This is a genomic window from Microbacterium meiriae (assembly GCF_040685015.1).
In the GTDB taxonomy this organism is placed as follows: domain Bacteria; phylum Actinomycetota; class Actinomycetes; order Actinomycetales; family Microbacteriaceae; genus Microbacterium; species Microbacterium meiriae.
This window is the reverse complement of sequence record NZ_JBFBHD010000001.1, coordinates 233871-248182: the sequence shown is the minus strand read 5'-3', so window position 1 is coordinate 248182 and position 14312 is coordinate 233871. Positions and strand designations below refer to the sequence as shown.

Sequence of the window (14312 nt, the reverse complement as noted above, 5' to 3'; positions counted from 1 at the left end):
GCTAAACCCACCGTCTACGTCCAGGAGGGACGACAAAACTCATGGCAAAGATCATCGCCTTCGATGAGGAGGCCCGCCGCGGCCTCGAGCGTGGCCTCAACATCCTCGCCGACGCGGTCAAGGTGACCCTCGGCCCGCGTGGTCGCAACGTCGTGCTCGAGAAGAAGTGGGGCGCCCCCACGATCACGAACGACGGTGTCTCCATCGCCAAGGAGATCGAGCTGGACGACCCGTACGAGAAGATCGGCGCGGAGCTCGTCAAGGAGGTCGCCAAGAAGACCGACGACGTCGCCGGTGACGGCACGACGACCGCCACGGTGCTCGCCCAGGCCCTGGTCCGCGAGGGGCTGCGCAACGTCGCGGCCGGCGCCGACCCCATCTCGCTCAAGCGCGGCATCGAGAAGGCCGTCGCCGCGATCACCGAGGAGCTGCTGAGCACGGCGAAGGAGATCGACTCCAAGGAGCAGATCGCCGCGACCGCCTCCATCTCGGCCGCCGACCCGGCGATCGGCGAGCTCATCGCCGAGGCCATCGACAAGGTCGGCAAGGAGGGTGTGGTCACCGTCGAGGAGTCGCAGACCTTCGGCACCGAGCTCGAGCTCACCGAGGGCATGCGCTTCGACAAGGGCTACCTGAACCCGTACTTCGTCACGGACCCGGAGCGCCAGGAAGCCGTCTTCGAGGACCCGTACATCCTCATCGCGAACCAGAAGGTCTCCAACATCAAGGACCTCCTGCCCATCGTCGACAAGGTGATCCAGGACGGCAAGGAGCTCGTCATCATCGCCGAGGACGTCGAGGGTGAGGCCCTCGCGACCCTCGTGCTGAACAAGCTCAAGGGCATCTTCAAGTCGGTCGCCGTCAAGGCTCCCGGCTTCGGCGACCGCCGTAAGGCGCAGCTGCAGGACATCGCGATCCTCACGGGCGGCCAGGTCATCACCGAAGAGGTGGGCCTCAAGCTCGAGAACGCCACGCTCGACCTGCTCGGCCGTGCGCGCAAGGTCATCGTCACCAAGGACGAGACCACGATCGTCGAGGGTGCCGGCGAGGCCGACCAGATCGAGGGTCGCGTCACGCAGATCCGTCGCGAGATCGAGAACACCGACAGCGACTACGACCGCGAGAAGCTGCAGGAGCGCCTGGCGAAGCTCGCCGGTGGCGTGGCCGTCATCAAGGCCGGCGCTGCGACCGAGGTCGAGCTCAAGGAGCGCAAGCACCGCATCGAGGACGCCGTCCGCAACGCGAAGGCGGCCGTCGAGGAGGGCATCGTCCCCGGTGGTGGCGTCGCGCTCATCCAGTCCGGCACGAAGGCGCTCGACGCTCTCTCGCTCGAGGGCGACGAGGCGACCGGTGCGAACATCGTGCGCGTCGCGATCGAGGCTCCGCTGAAGCAGATCGCGCTGAACGCCGGTCTCGAGCCGGGCGTCGTCGCCAACAAGGTGTCCGAGCTCCCCGCGGGCCAGGGCCTGAACGCCGCCAGCGGCGAGTACGGCGACATGTTCGCACAGGGCATCATCGACCCGGCGAAGGTCACGCGTTCCGCGCTGCAGAACGCCGCGTCGATCGCCGGTCTGTTCCTGACGACGGAGGCCGTCGTCGCCGACAAGCCGGAGAAGGCTGCTGCTCCCGCGGGTGACCCCACGGGCGGCATGGACTTCTGATCCTCTGACAGGATCGGAGACCCCGGTCTCACCGACAGAAAGCCCCCGGCTCCGGCCGGGGGCTTTCTGCGTGTCCCTCAGCGGAACAGGCTCGCCGAGTACTGATCTGCGTCGGCGTACTGGGTGGCCACGGCGCCGAGCGAGGTGCCGATACCGTCCAGGACGAGCTCGACGTGCTGCTGGGCGCCCTGCCACTCCTCCGCGCACCCCTGGAACGCCGTGGCGGCGGTGCCGACCCAGGCGGTCTGCAGGTGCCTGAGCTGCGACATGAGGGTGGCGGATTCGGCGCGCAGACGCTCGATGGTGGCGCGCGTCGCGGCTTCCGCTGCGTGGACGGCGTCGGTGTCGACGGTGAAGACGGTCATGGGAACTCCCTTCGAGGAAACCCCGACGATACGCAGGCGGCAGTCCCGGGGCGCGCGGAGAGGGAGCGCGGCACCGCGGACGGGAGAACGCCGCGGTGCGAGCCGACTGTGCAGAAGAGGCGGTTACGGCAGGTCGAGGCGGTCGAGCGGCTGCGTGTCCTCGAGGAGATGCTCCGGGGTCGAGCGCGCCGGCGCCAGTGGCAGCGTCACGGTGAAGGTGGCTCCGCCTCCAGGGCTCTCGGAGACTGCGATGTCGCCGTTCAGAGCCTTGAGGATGGAGGCGACGATGGCGAGCCCGAGACCGGATCCACCGGTCTCCCGTGCCCGGGACGTGTCGGCGCGCCAGAACCGCTCGAAGATCTGCTCCCGGATCTGCGGGGGGACACCCTCGCCGTGATCGACGATCGAAATGCTCGCGGTCCCGGCGACGCGGTCCGAGTCCACCACGATCTCGATCGGACTGTCCTCCGGGGAGAAGCGGCGCGCGTTCCCCAGGAGATTCGTGACCACCTGGCGGACCTTGTTCTCCTCGCCGAGCACGATCGGCGGCGTCCGGACCGGGATGTCCGCGACCTCGGTGAAGTCGATGGCGGGGGGCTGCTCCGGCGTGCGCGGACGGCGGCGCAGCCGCGACAGGGTGGCCCGGGGCCGGGTCTTGGGTGCGGGGTCCTGGGCGATGGGCACCACGGGCGTGCGGATGGGGGCGGTCGGGACGTTCTCGACCGTCCTGTCGATCACGGAGATCACGCGTCCGGGCGCCGCGGCGCGGACGTCGAGGGCGGCGTCGCGGGCGATGGGGCGGAGGTCGAGAGGGACGATCTCCGGCTCGCGCTCCTCGTCCAGCCGTGCGAGCGCGAGGAGATCCTCCACGAGCACGCCCATGCGGATCGCCTCCTTCTCGATGCGCTCCATCGCCCGAGCGGTGTCCTCCTCGCCCTTGATCGCGCCCATGCGGTACAGCTCGGCGTACCCGCGCACGCTGACGAGCGGGGTCCGCAGCTCGTGACTGGCGTCTCCGATGAACCGGCGCATGTGCTGTACCGTGCGGTCGCGTTGGGCGAGGGACCGGTCGACGCGGTCGAGCATCGTGTTGATGGCCGCATTGAGGCGGCCGACCTCGGTGGTCGGCTCCAGGTCGGTGAGCCGCTGTCGGAAGTCGCCGGCGGCGATCGACATGGCGGTCTGCTCCACCTGCCCGAGCCGTCGGAAGGTCAGCGTCACGAGGCCGCGGGTGAGCAGCGCTGCGACGAAGATCGTGATGAGGGCGATGGTGATGTAGATGCCGAAGTACTGACTGATGATGCGGTCGGCTTCGGCGAGGGGGAGCGCCACCATCTGGATGCTGAGCGGGTCGCCCTCCTGCTGCACGACCGCGGCAGCAGCGTGGTAGACGCCGCCGTCCGCGTCCTCGAGCGCGAGGACCTGCTCCTCATTCGCCTGGGCGTCGGAGAGCGAGTACTCGGCGGGGAAGACCGGAGCTCGGCCCGACGCGCTCGGCGCGGTCGCGCGGAGGGTGCCCTCCGCGTCGTAGACCGCGAACGAGAAGTCACGCGGCTTCTCGTCTCTCGGCGTGTAGGTGGTGACGCCGTCGATCGTCGTCGTGTCGAAGTACCGGTTGACGAGGTCGCTGGTCACCAGCGCAGGGAGCTGCGCGTTGATGTTCTCCACCAGGGCGTTCCGCAGCAGCGGTACGGTCCCGATGCCCGCGACGAGGAGGCCGAGCGCGAGGACGGCCACGGTGACGCCGGTGACCTTGGCGCGGAGGCTGATGCGCCGCCACCACGCGGTGACCGCATCCGGCTTGTGCGCCATGCGGTCCTCCCTGCTGCGACGGCGGTGCCGTCCGGGGACGGCGGGTGCGGACTTGACGGTCTCAGACCGTCTTGCCCACCTTGAGCATGTACCCGAAGCCGCGCTTCGTCTGGATCAGCGACTCCTCGGTGTGCGGGTCGATCTTGCGGCGGAGGTACGAGATGTAGCTCTCCACGATGCCGGCATCGCCGTTGAAGTCGTACTCCCAGACATGGTCGAGGATCTGCGCCTTCGACAGCACCCGGTTCGGGTTCAGCATGAGGTAGCGCAGGAGCTTGAACTCGGTCGGGCTCAGGTCGATCGGCTCCTTGCCGACGTGCACGTCGTGCGTGTCCTGGTCCATCGACAGCTCGCCGGCGCGGATGATCGACTCCTCGTCGGCCTGCATCGTGCGGCGGAGGATGGCCTGGGCCCTGGCGACGATCTCGTCCAGGCTGAACGGCTTGGTGACGTAGTCGTCGCCGCCGGCGTTGAGTCCCTCGATCTTGTCCTCCGTGCCGTCCTTGGCCGTGAGGAAGAGGATGGGTGCGGTGAAGCCGGCGCCGCGGAGGCGCTTGGTCACGCTGAACCCGTTCATGTCGGGGAGCATGACGTCGAGGATGATGAGGTCCGGCTCCTCTTCGAGGACGGCGGAGATCGTGGCGGCGCCGTTGGCCACCGTCTTCACCTGGAACCCGGCGAAGCTGAGACCCGTGGAGAGCAGGTCGCGGATGTTGGGCTCGTCGTCGACGACCAGGATGCGCGCAGCAGTCATGACCCCATTATGGTGACTTCGGCCATGCGCGGGCTGATTATCCTGCGGAACGGCGTGGATGCGGTCGATCCGTCGGCAGGTGGATGTGCTGCACAGGCGGTCGGGGGAGGATCGAGGCATGAGTTCGATCGAGGACGCCACCGCCGCCCCCGTCACCCCGTCCGCCGCGTCTCCTGAGGGGTCCGACGGAGGGCTCGAGTACCACCGTCTGGCGCTCCTCCGCCCGCGCCCCCGGTGGTGGAAGCCGCTGCTCACCGGGCTCCTCGGCATCGCGTTCTACCTCGCGATCCTCGTGCTCGTGATCGTGCCGCTGGTCGTCGTGTCCGCCCTCGTCCCGGGCTGGGCGGCGGAACTGCAGATGATGTTCCGGACCACCGCCTACTTCCAGCTCGACCGTCCGTGGCTCCTCGTGGCGCTCGTGCTCCCGCTCATCCTCATGATCCCGGCGCTGCTGCTCGCCTCGCGGGTGGTGCAGGGGCGGGGCGTCGGCCTGCTCTCCTCGGTCACCGGGCGGCTGCGGATGGGGTGGCTCGGCCGGACCCTCGTGCTGGCGCTCGCCGTGTTCGTGGTCTACTTCGCCGTGGTGCTCGGCTGGTCGGCCGCCGCCGGCGACGCGGTGACGCCCGACTTCTCCCACCCGGGGCTGCTGCTCATGGTGGTGCTCCTGCTCGTGCTGATCCCGTTCCAGGCCGCAGCGGAGGAGTACGTCTTCCGGGGGTACCTCATGCAGCTCGTCGGGAGCTGGCTGAGGTACCCCGCCTTCGCGATCCTGCTGCCGGTGCCGCTGTTCGTGCTGGGGCACGGCTACGACGTCTGGGGTGCGGCGAGCGTCGGCCTCTTCGCCGTCGTCGCCGCCTGGCTGACGTGGCGCACGGGCGGTCTGGAGGCGGCGATCTCGCTCCACATCGTCAACAATCTGCTGATCTTCCTGCTCGGCTCCGTCGCCGTGGTCGATGCGAACGCGACCTCGGGCACGCCGGTCGATCTCCTCGGCTCCGCGCTGGCGATGCTCGTCTTCGCCGCCGTCGCCGACCGCTGGGCCCGCCGCCGGGGGATCGAGCGGACCGCAGCGATCACCGACGGCGCCGCGGGCACGCATCAGCTCCCGCGGATGCTGCGCGGCTGAGCGCCGTCACCGCCGTCAGGCGGCGATCGCCTCGGCGTCCATGATCGTGTAGCTGTAGCCCTGCTCCGCGAGGAACCGCTGCCGGTTCTGCGCGTAGTCCTGGTCGATGGTGTCGCGTGCCACGAGCGTGTAGAAGCTCGCGGTGTGGCCGGACTGCTTCGGACGGAGAAGGCGCCCGAGACGCTGGGCCTCCTCCTGCCGGGAGCCGAACGAGCCGGACACCTGGATGGCGACCGATGCCTCGGGGAGGTCGATGGAGAAGTTCGCGACCTTGGACACCACGAGCAGCGAGATGTCGCCCTCCCGGAATGCCCGGTACAGCTCCTCCCGCTCCTCGACCGGAGTGGACCCGGTGATCTGCGGGGCATCGAGCGCCTGCGAGAGCGCGTCGAGTTGGTCGAGGTACTGGCCGATGACGAGGATCTGCTCGCCCTGGTGAGCCGCGATCAGCTCGCGCACCGCATCGATCTTCGCCGGGGCGGAGGCCGCGAGCCGGTAGCGCTCGTCGTCGGTGGCCGCCGCGTACTCCAGGCGGTCCGCCGGGGGCAGGTCGACTCGCACCTCGAAGCAGGCGGCGGGGGAGATGAAGCCCTGCGCCTCGATCTGCTTCCAGGGGGCGTCGAAGCGCTTCGGGCCGATCAGGCTGAAGACGTCGCCCTCGCGGCCGTCCTCGCGGACCAGGGTCGCGGTGAGGCCGATCCGGCGGCGGGCCTGGAGGTCGGCGGTGAGCTTGAACACGGGCGCCGGCAGCAGGTGCACCTCGTCGTACACGATGAGGCCCCAGTCCAGCGCGTCGAGGAGGGCGAGGTGCGCGTACTCGCCCTTCCGCTTCGCGGTGAGGATCTGGTACGTCGCGATCGTGACGGGTTTGACCTCCTTGGCCTGCCCGGAGTATTCGCCGATCTCCTCGGGGGTGAGGCTGGTGCGCTTGAGCAGCTCGTCCCGCCACTGCCGCGCGGACACCGTGTTCGTCACGAGGATGAGGGTCGTCGTCTTGGTGGCCGCCATGGCCCCGGCGCCGACGATCGTCTTGCCCGCACCGCAGGGGAGCACGACCACGCCGGAGCCGTCCTTCGAGAAGGCGTCGACGGCGTCCTGCTGATACGGACGGATGGCCCACCCGTCCTCGGCGAGCTCGATCTCGTGAGGGGTTCCTGGCGTGTAGCCGGCGAGGTCCTCCGCCGGCCAGCCGATCTTCAGCAGCTCCTGCTTGATCTGCCCGCGGGCCCAGGCGTCCACGACGAACGTCTCCGGGGTCGGGTGCCCGATGAGCAGCGGCTGGATGCGCTTGTTGTTCGCGACCTGGGCCAGCACGGCGGGGTCGGTCGAGCGCAGGATGAGCACGCCTTCATCGTCGCGCTCGATGACCAGGCGGCCGTACCGGTTGACCGTCTCGCGCAGGTCGACGGCGACCGAGGGCGGGACGGGAAAGCGCGACCACCGGTCGAGCGTCTCCAGCATGTCCTCGGCGGTATGTCCGGCGGCGCGGGCGTTCCACAGCCCGAGCCGCGTGATCCGGTAGGTGTGGATGTGCTCGGGTGCGCGCTCCAGCTCGGCGAAGATCGCGAGCTCGTGGCGGGCGCTCTCGGCGTCGGCGTGGGCGACCTCGAGGAGCACGGTGCGGTCGCTCTGGACGATCAGGGGGCCATCAGACATAGCTGACCAGTCTACCGGCCCCTGGCTGCACGGGGCCTAGGTCGGGACGACGGTCGCGGCGCGGATGCTCGACACGGGCAGGGTGCGCTCGACATCGGCCGCCCTGTCCCTTCCCCGCAGCCGTCCGCCGCCGATCCCGGTGGCTTCGAGGAGGAGGTCCCTGGTGGATCCGTCCGGCATGCCGACCGTCACCCGCAGCACGGCCTTCGCGCGCACCGCCGCCTCCAGCTCCCTGTCCAGCCACGCGGCGTCCGCGTCGGGTCCCTGGCGTTCGCGCAGCCGCGCGATCAGCGGTGCGTAGTCGGGGGCGGGAGCGGGGTCGGGTACGGCAGCCGGGTGTCGCGTGCGTACAGCGACGGTCCCGTCGCGATCGACGAGGGTCGCGGGGTACCTGGCGTCGGTCAGCGCCCAGTAGACCGTGTCCTGCCCGACCTTGGTCGTCAGCGAGCCGACGTGCGCGGTGAGCCCGAGCGGCCGGAGCGACTGGTCGACCGCCATGGCTTCGAGGAGGTGCGCATCCGTGCTCTCCACCCGCGTGCGCCCCGTCTCCTCGTCCACGGAGACCCGCACGAGTCCGTGGCGCTGGCCGGTCTGCGCGACGAGGTAGCCGAGGGGCTGCGGAATGCCCGTGAGTGAGATCTCGCCGAGGAACCCCAGGATCGAGGCCTCGTCCTCCCCTGCGGCGAACGCATGTGCGACCGACTCCGCGGTGAAGCGGTACGACGAGGCCTGGGAGGCGGACTCCCGACGGGCCATGGTCCGCAGCCGCACGTCCAGTGCAGGCTGCAGGGGGCCTGGCGCGATCGCGGTGAGGTCGTTCTGGAGGAAGATCCGGTCCACCTCCGCGGGTAGGAGCGCCGAAAGGGCGGAGGGATCGGCCGCCTCGCCGCGCCGCAGCGCCGCGGACCACGGGGGCTCGGAGCCGTCCTCCGCGATGAGGCCGAGAAGACGAGCGGTCTCGAACTGTCGAGCCGCCTCCTCCGGCCAGGCCGGATCCCAGGGATGGGCGAGGGGCCATTGACTCGGCGGCAACCACCCTCCCGTCGCCGTGCGGATCCCGCGGGGGAGCGTGTCACGGAAGGCGGTGGCCAGGAGGTTCCAGCGTGCGGGCGCGGGGGAACGGAGCCAGTCCTCAGCGGCCGGGGTGGTCCGCAGCAGGCGCTCGACGGGAGCGGCGAGACCGGCGCGCACGGCGAGCGCCACCAGCGGATCGACGCTCTCGACATCGAGGCCCGTCTCGGTGAGCTGACGCTTCTGGCCCGCGCTCACCGCACCGCCCATGAGGAGGGTGAACGGCTGCTCCCTGGCGAGGAGCAGGATGTCGGCGAGCACGCCGACGGTGGTGAAGGCGCGCTCCGCGGCGTGCGCGGAGACGGACTCCTCCGCTGCCGGTGCGGGGGTCTCGTCGAGGGGAGCAGGCCGAGACCTCCCGGCCACCGCCTCGGCGACGGGCGGGTGCGGTGTGCCGTCGGCGCGGAGCAGGGCGAGCGCGGTCAGACGCTCGCGGCCGGCGCCGGCTCCGTCTCCCGCCACGGCGTCGACGAGCGCGGCGGCCTCCGCGGCGGTCAGAGCGGGCAGCGCACGGCCGATCGACGCGGCGTCCAGCAGGGACTCGGCCGCGTCGAAGAGATCCTGCCAGGCGACATCGGGACGCACACCGCGCGCGGTCAGCAGCGCCGTCAGCTCGTCATCGCTCGCCGCGGCCAGGTCGTCGGCCAACGGGCGTGCGTGCGTGCTCATCGATGCGGCCTCAGCGACGCGACTCGGCGCGACCCTTCCGCACGAAGCTCATCACCAGCAGCGCGATGATCATGACGAAGGCGAGCGGCAGCCCCCAGTAGGGGATCGCGGCGATCACCGGCCACAGGCCCTCACCGAACGCGGCCCTGTCCATGCCGAGCGCGGTGCCGATGATGATGACGAAGAAGCAGATCACCGACGCGGCCGCGATACCGAGCGCGGTGAACGCCAGGATGCGGTCGATCCGACGGATGGGGACCTCCGGTCCGGGACTCTGCGTACTCATCCGCCCCAGCCTACTCGCACGCGCGGGAGCGGTTCCGTTCCGCCCGTGACCGGTAGGCTGGGGGACACGCGCACGAGCGCGCTCCGTCCGCATTCGATCCAGCGAGGTTCTCCCATGCCCACCGGCAAGGTCAGGTTCTACGACGAAGACAAGGGTTTCGGCTTCATCGCCAGCGATGACGGCCAGGACGTCTTCCTGCACGCCTCCGCGATGCCGGCCGGCACCGCGGTGAAGGCGGGTGCGCGCGTGGAGTTCGGCGTGGCCGACGGCAAGCGCGGTCTCCAGGCGCTGTCGGTCCGGGTGCTCGAAGCGCCGCCCAGTCTCGCGAAGGCGAAGCGCAAGCCCGCCGACGACATGGCGATCATCATCGAGGATCTCGTGAAGCTCCTCGACGGCATCGGCGGCGACCTGCGCCGCGGCCGCTACCCCTCCTCGAGCCACGGCCGCAAGATCGCGGCCGTCCTGCGCAAGGTCGCCGATGACCTCGAAGCCTGACGCCGACGCGCGGCTCGTCGAGGCGCACGACCTCGCGCTCGCCGCCTTGCACGAGATCACCCCTGCCGCCACGGTCGGACCGGCTGCCGGCTTCACGCCGGAGGAGGACGGATCCGTCTCCCTGCGATTCGAGAACCGGCTCCCCGGCTACCCCGGCTGGTACTGGACGGTGACGGTCGCCCGTGTCGAGGACGAGGAGCCCACCGTCCTCGAGGTCGAGCTGCTCCCCGGCGACGGTGCTCTGCTGGCCCCGGAGTGGGTGCCGTGGGCGGAACGCCTCGCCGAGTACCGCGCACACCAGGCGGAGCTGGCCGAGGCCGCCGCTGCCGGTGGTGAGCACGCCGACGGGGAGGAAGAGGACGCCGACGGCGACCTCGACGACGACGGCATCGACGATGACGAACTCGACGAGGACGGCTCCGACATCCTCCATGCCGGAGACCTCGACGGCGTGGACATCGACGAGCTCGACCCGTCCGATCAGGACGACGAACTCGACGCGTCCGATGAGGACGACGAGGACGACGAGGCAGAGGACTCCGAAGACGACGACGCCGACGCCCGCGATGCGGACGCCGGCGACGAAGAGGAGTGAGGCGGACGCTCAGCCGCCCAGGTTCTCCTGCACGAAGTCGATGGCCCGGATGAGCTGACGCACGTCGTCCGGCTCGATCGAGACGAACGTCGCCACCCGCAGCTGGTTGCGGCCGAGCTTGCGGTACGGCTCGGTGTCGACGATGCCGTTGGCGCGGAGCGCCTTGGCGATCGCCGCGGCGTCGACACTGTCGTCGAAGTCGATCGTCGCGACCACGGGTGAGCGGTGCGCCGGGTCGGTGACGAAGGGGGTCGCGACGGCGGACGCCTCCGCCCAGTCGTACAGCGCCGACGACGACTCCGCCGTGCGCGCAGCGGCCCAGGCGAGACCGCCGTTGCCGAGGATCCACCGCAGCTGGTCGTCCAGGAGGAGCAGCGTCGTGAGCGCAGGGGTGTTGAGCGTCTGGTTGAGCCGCGAGTTGTCCACCGCGTGCTTCAGGCTCAGGAACTCCGGGATGTAGCGTCCCGAGGCGGCGATCCGCTCGATGCGGTCGATCGCGGCCGGAGACACGGCGGCGAACCAGAGCCCGCCGTCCGAGCCGAGGTTCTTCTGCGGGGCGAAGTAGTAGACGTCGGCCTGCGTCATGTCGACGTCGATGCCGCCCGCGGCGCTCGTCGCGTCGATCACCGTCAGGGCACCGTCGGTGCGGACGCGCTCGATCGGCGCGGCCACGCCGGTCGAGGTCTCATTGTGCGGCCACGCGTAGACGTCGACGCCGTCGACAGGTTCGGCCGCGCTCCGCGATCCGGGCTCGGCGGAGCGGACATCCGGCGCCTCGAGCCAGGGGGCTCCTGCCGCCTTGGCGAACTTGCCGCCGAACTCGCCGAACACGAGGTTCTGGCTGCGTCGCTCGATCAGGCCGAAGGCCGCGGCGTCCCAGAACGCCGTCGAGCCGCCGTTGCCCAGGATGATCTCGTATCCCTCGGGGAGACGGAAGAGAGCGGCGAGCTGCTCGCGGACGCTGCCGACGAGGTTCTTCACCGGTGCCTGGCGGTGCGAGGTCCCGAGGACGGAGGCCCCCGTCGTGACGAGCGCCTCGAGCTGCGCGCCGCGCACCTTCGAGGGGCCGCAGCCGAAGCGGCCGTCTGTGGGCAGGAGGTCACGGGGAATCTCGATCGCCATGGCTAGATTCTAGGGGGATCCCGCAGTTCCTCCCGTCCGCGACCCCGTCCGATGTCGCCGGAGGAATGTAGGCTTGCCTAAGAACTTCCGGAGGGCCCACATGACGGATCTGATCGACACCACGGAGATGTATCTCCGCACCATCCTCGAACTCGAGGAGGAGAACATCGTGCCGCTGCGGGCGCGCATCTCGGAGCGCCTCGGGCACTCCGGACCGACGGTCTCGCAGACCGTCGGTCGCATGGAGCGCGACGGCCTCGTCGTGGTGTCCGAGGACCGCACGCTCGAGCTCACCGACGCCGGCCGTCGCAAGGCCGTCGACGTGATGCGCAAGCACCGCCTCGCCGAGCGCCTGCTGTCCGACGTGATCGGGCTGGACTGGGCCTTCGTGCACGAGGAGGCCTGTCGCTGGGAGCACGTCATGAGCGAGCAGGTGGAGCGTCGTCTCGTCGAGCTGCTCGGGCACCCCACCGAGTCGCCGTACGGCAACCCGATCCCCGGTCTCGACCAGCTCGGCGACCTTCCCGCCCGCACCTTCGACGAGGGTGTGATCGGTCTCGTGCAGCGGCTGAACGCCGCAGGCGAGCCGGTCGAGGGGACGGTCCGCCGTCTCGCCGAGCCGGCCCAGGTCGACCCGGAGCTCCTGGAGCAGCTGCGTGACGCGGGCGTCGTGCCCGGGGCCCGCGGCGACTTCCGCTTCAACGAGGGCTATGTGCTCATCCAGATGGACGGCAAGGAGGAGGGTCTCGAGCTCCCCGTGGAGCTGGCCTCGCACATCTTCCTCGTCGGCGAACCGGCCTGAGAAGGCCTCACCGAGGATTGTCAGTTTCCCAGGGTGACATGATCGTTATCTTCCGGTAACCTCGGTCAGGTCCTCAGCGAAGAAGCCCGCTGGGGGCGAACCGCGAAGATCCGCCTTCCGGCTCGTCGTCTTCCCGACAGGGACGCACTCGAACCCGAGTAGTGCATCTCTGCCCTGGGGCAGAACGTCGACGGGCCAGCACCACCCGAGGTGCGAGGGCTCAGGAGGACCACGTTTTGGCCGCAGACATCGAACCGACCGCGAAGACATCTGAAGATCGAGTACCCGCCCGGCGCACCGGTGCACGGGTCAGTGCTCGGAAGATCGCAGCCCCTCTCCGGTCGGTGGCGATCTTCGGTGCTGTCGGCGCTCTCGTCGCCGCTGTCGCGCTGCCCGCCTACGCGGCGTCCAAGCCGACGGACGCCACGGCGCAGACCGTGCAGCAGCTCGCCGCGGTCGACGCGCAGTCGCTCGTCGTCGCGTCGGAGGCCACGGCCGCTCCGCTCGTGCGCGGTGCCTTCAGCGCGACCACGCCGGAGGAGATCGAGAAGAAGAAGGCCGAAGAGGCCGCCGCCGCCGCGGCGCGGGCCGCCGCTGCCGCTGCCTCCGCGTCCGCGTCCGCACCCTCGTCCGGCACCTTCAACACGGCCGGCTACGCACTCGTCGCTCCCGGCTCCGGCCAGGTCCGCTACCCGCTGCCGCTCGGCTCCTGGAACGTCAGCCGCACCGTCGGCGGCGGCCACAACGGCGCCGACATGCTCGCACCCGCCGGCACGCCGATCTACGCCGCCGCGGCCGGCGTCGTGCGCGCCTCCGCCGAGAGCATCGGCGGCTACGGCGTCGCCGTCATGCTGGACAGCGTCGTGGGCGGTCAGCAGGTCCAGACCACGTACGGACACATGCTCTACGGGTCGCGCCAGGTGCAGGCCGGGCAGACCGTCGCCGCCGGACAGCTGATCGGCTATGTGGGCAGCACGGGACGGTCGACCGCGAACCACCTCCATTTCGAGGTCTGGATCAACGGCGGCCTCGTCGAGCCGATGTCCTGGCTTTCCGTCAACGCCGGCTGACCGGGACACGTTCTCGAGCATTCATCTCCCGTTCCGCCCCGGTCCTCGCGGGATGGGTTAGCCTGAACCCGTCGTCATACAGGCGGGAGAGGCTGATGGAGCGAACACCGAGCATCCGAACCATGGACGCTCTCGGTCGTCACGTCCTTCGGCATTGCCCGCAGGGATGCCGCGGTGCTGCCGCGCGCGAAAGGCGCCGTCTGTAGACGGCGCCTTTTCTCGTCCCTGCGAACACTCCTCCTCCTGCACGACGTCGTGTGAGTCGAGAGTGCCGGGAAGCCGTCCCGGCGGATCGAGAGGATGACGAATGCGCACACTGGTCCTGAACGCCGGATACGAGCCCTTGGCGATCGTGTCCTTCAAGAGAGCCCTCGTCCTGGTCATGAACGACAAGGCGACGGTCATCGAGAGAGTCGAGGACGACCCCGTCTGGGGAACCCACGGCGTCTACGATCGCCCGGCGGTGATCATCCTCTCCCGCTACGTGCGCGTCCCCCTCAGCCGTCGCGTGCCGGTCACCCGTCGCGGCGTGTTGCGGCGCGACGGGCATCGCTGCGGATACTGCGGCAAGGCCGCGGCGACGATCGACCACGTCCTGCCCCGCTCGCGCGGCGGCGCGGACTCCTGGGAGAACCTCGTCGCCTGCTGCCTGCGCTGCAACAACCTCAAGAGCAACCGCACGCCGCAGGAGATGCGGTGGCAGTTGCGGTTCACGCCGCGCCCGCCGCACGGGACGGCGTGGACGGTGCGCGGGGTGGAGCGCAGCGATCCCCGCTGGGAGCCCTACCTCGCCCTCGCCGCGTGAGAGCCAGCGCGAGGGCGCACAAC

Annotated in this window: 14 protein-coding genes; 7 read left to right on the top strand and 7 right to left on the bottom strand. The window is 70.2% G+C overall.

Annotated elements, in window-relative coordinates; translation table 11 throughout:
- Positions 1-41 precede the first annotated feature (41 nt).
- Positions 42-1661 (top strand): chaperonin GroEL, encoded by a 1620-nt coding sequence (groL, locus tag AB0N68_RS01230; RefSeq protein WP_025105526.1) that lies wholly within the window; start codon positions 42-44, stop codon positions 1659-1661.
- Between the two features lie 77 nt (positions 1662-1738).
- Here groL and AB0N68_RS01225 read toward each other — a convergent pair whose 3' ends face one another.
- From AB0N68_RS01225 to AB0N68_RS01215, 3 genes are all read right to left on the bottom strand, one after another.
- Positions 1739-2026: a WXG100 family type VII secretion target gene (locus AB0N68_RS01225; RefSeq protein WP_187662068.1), complete on the bottom strand. Its 288-nt coding sequence runs from the start codon at positions 2024-2026 to the stop codon at positions 1739-1741.
- Between the two features lie 123 nt (positions 2027-2149).
- Positions 2150-3838, bottom strand: coding sequence for a sensor histidine kinase (locus tag AB0N68_RS01220; protein ID WP_280565665.1), 1689 nt, complete (start codon positions 3836-3838; stop codon positions 2150-2152).
- Positions 3839-3899: 61 nt separating this feature from the next.
- The gene (locus AB0N68_RS01215; RefSeq protein ID WP_025105529.1) at positions 3900-4592 is read right to left on the bottom strand and encodes a response regulator transcription factor; all 693 of its coding nucleotides are present in this window, start codon (positions 4590-4592) and stop codon (positions 3900-3902) included.
- A gap of 118 nt (positions 4593-4710) precedes the next feature.
- On the opposite strand from AB0N68_RS01215, the gene AB0N68_RS01210 reads away from it, so the two are divergent.
- Entirely contained in the window at positions 4711-5718 is a 1008-nt protein-coding gene (locus AB0N68_RS01210) for a CPBP family intramembrane glutamic endopeptidase (RefSeq protein WP_280565668.1), read from the top strand.
- Positions 5719-5733: 15 nt separating this feature from the next.
- On the opposite strand, the gene AB0N68_RS01205 is transcribed toward AB0N68_RS01210, so the two are convergent.
- Genes AB0N68_RS01205 through AB0N68_RS01195 form a run of 3 tightly spaced genes read right to left on the bottom strand, consistent with a single transcriptional unit; the run spans position 5734 to position 9400 of the window.
- Positions 5734-7374, bottom strand: a complete 1641-nt coding sequence (locus AB0N68_RS01205) for a DNA repair helicase XPB (RefSeq protein ID WP_259951427.1) — start codon at positions 7372-7374, stop codon at positions 5734-5736.
- Positions 7375-7410: 36 nt separating this feature from the next.
- A complete protein-coding gene (locus AB0N68_RS01200) occupies positions 7411-9114 on the bottom strand; it encodes a helicase-associated domain-containing protein (protein WP_280565669.1) in 1704 nt (567 codons plus the stop codon).
- A gap of 10 nt (positions 9115-9124) precedes the next feature.
- Positions 9125-9400, bottom strand: a complete 276-nt coding sequence (locus AB0N68_RS01195; RefSeq protein WP_187662063.1) for a multidrug ABC transporter ATPase — start codon at positions 9398-9400, stop codon at positions 9125-9127.
- A gap of 114 nt (positions 9401-9514) precedes the next feature.
- On the opposite strand from AB0N68_RS01195, the gene AB0N68_RS01190 reads away from it, so the two are divergent.
- Together AB0N68_RS01190 and AB0N68_RS01185 are read left to right on the top strand one after the other, a co-directional pair.
- On the top strand, positions 9515-9895 hold the full coding sequence (locus AB0N68_RS01190; protein ID WP_025105533.1) for a cold-shock protein: 381 nt from the start codon (positions 9515-9517) through the stop codon (positions 9893-9895).
- Positions 9879-10490, top strand: coding sequence for a DUF3027 domain-containing protein (locus AB0N68_RS01185; RefSeq protein ID WP_280565672.1), 612 nt, complete (start codon positions 9879-9881; stop codon positions 10488-10490). Before AB0N68_RS01190 ends, AB0N68_RS01185 begins: the two co-directional genes overlap by 17 nt.
- A gap of 9 nt (positions 10491-10499) precedes the next feature.
- Here the strand turns inward: AB0N68_RS01185 and serC are convergent, their stop codons facing one another.
- Positions 10500-11612 carry a phosphoserine transaminase gene (gene serC, locus AB0N68_RS01180; protein ID WP_280565673.1) on the bottom strand — a complete coding sequence of 371 codons (1113 nt, stop codon included), beginning with the start codon at positions 11610-11612 and terminating at the stop codon, positions 10500-10502.
- 100 nt (positions 11613-11712) lie between these two features.
- Between serC and AB0N68_RS01175 the strand changes: the two genes are divergently transcribed.
- From AB0N68_RS01175 to AB0N68_RS01165, 3 genes are all read left to right on the top strand, one after another.
- Entirely contained in the window at positions 11713-12414 is a 702-nt protein-coding gene (locus AB0N68_RS01175; protein ID WP_025105536.1) for an iron-dependent transcriptional repressor DtxR, read from the top strand.
- Between the two features lie 344 nt (positions 12415-12758).
- Positions 12759-13484 (top strand): M23 family metallopeptidase, encoded by a 726-nt coding sequence (locus AB0N68_RS01170; protein ID WP_232089064.1) that lies wholly within the window; start codon positions 12759-12761, stop codon positions 13482-13484.
- Positions 13485-13791: 307 nt separating this feature from the next.
- Positions 13792-14289 (top strand): HNH endonuclease, encoded by a 498-nt coding sequence (locus tag AB0N68_RS01165; protein WP_060921795.1) that lies wholly within the window; start codon positions 13792-13794, stop codon positions 14287-14289.
- The last annotated feature ends 23 nt before the right edge of the window (positions 14290-14312 follow it).

Excerpts from the sequence above, each read along its gene's own strand:
- AB0N68_RS01195 (WP_187662063.1), bottom strand. The coding sequence starts at position 9,400 with ATGAGTACGCAGAGTCCCGGACCGGAGGTCCCCATCCGTCGGATCGAC.
- AB0N68_RS01215 (WP_025105529.1), bottom strand. The coding sequence starts at position 4,592 with ATGACTGCTGCGCGCATCCTGGTCGTCGACGACGAGCCCAACATCCGC.
- AB0N68_RS01185 (WP_280565672.1), top strand. The coding sequence starts at position 9,879 with ATGACCTCGAAGCCTGACGCCGACGCGCGGCTCGTCGAGGCGCACGAC.
- AB0N68_RS01210 (WP_280565668.1), top strand. The coding sequence starts at position 4,711 with ATGAGTTCGATCGAGGACGCCACCGCCGCCCCCGTCACCCCGTCCGCC.
- AB0N68_RS01220 (WP_280565665.1), bottom strand. The coding sequence starts at position 3,838 with ATGGCGCACAAGCCGGATGCGGTCACCGCGTGGTGGCGGCGCATCAGC.
- groL (WP_025105526.1), top strand. The coding sequence starts at position 42 with ATGGCAAAGATCATCGCCTTCGATGAGGAGGCCCGCCGCGGCCTCGAG.
- AB0N68_RS01175 (WP_025105536.1), top strand. The coding sequence starts at position 11,713 with ATGACGGATCTGATCGACACCACGGAGATGTATCTCCGCACCATCCTC.
- serC (WP_280565673.1), bottom strand. The coding sequence starts at position 11,612 with ATGGCGATCGAGATTCCCCGTGACCTCCTGCCCACAGACGGCCGCTTC.
- AB0N68_RS01165 (WP_060921795.1), top strand. The coding sequence starts at position 13,792 with ATGCGCACACTGGTCCTGAACGCCGGATACGAGCCCTTGGCGATCGTG.
- AB0N68_RS01225 (WP_187662068.1), bottom strand. The coding sequence starts at position 2,026 with ATGACCGTCTTCACCGTCGACACCGACGCCGTCCACGCAGCGGAAGCC.
- AB0N68_RS01190 (WP_025105533.1), top strand. The coding sequence starts at position 9,515 with ATGCCCACCGGCAAGGTCAGGTTCTACGACGAAGACAAGGGTTTCGGC.
- AB0N68_RS01200 (WP_280565669.1), bottom strand. The coding sequence starts at position 9,114 with ATGAGCACGCACGCACGCCCGTTGGCCGACGACCTGGCCGCGGCGAGC.
- AB0N68_RS01205 (WP_259951427.1), bottom strand. The coding sequence starts at position 7,374 with ATGTCTGATGGCCCCCTGATCGTCCAGAGCGACCGCACCGTGCTCCTC.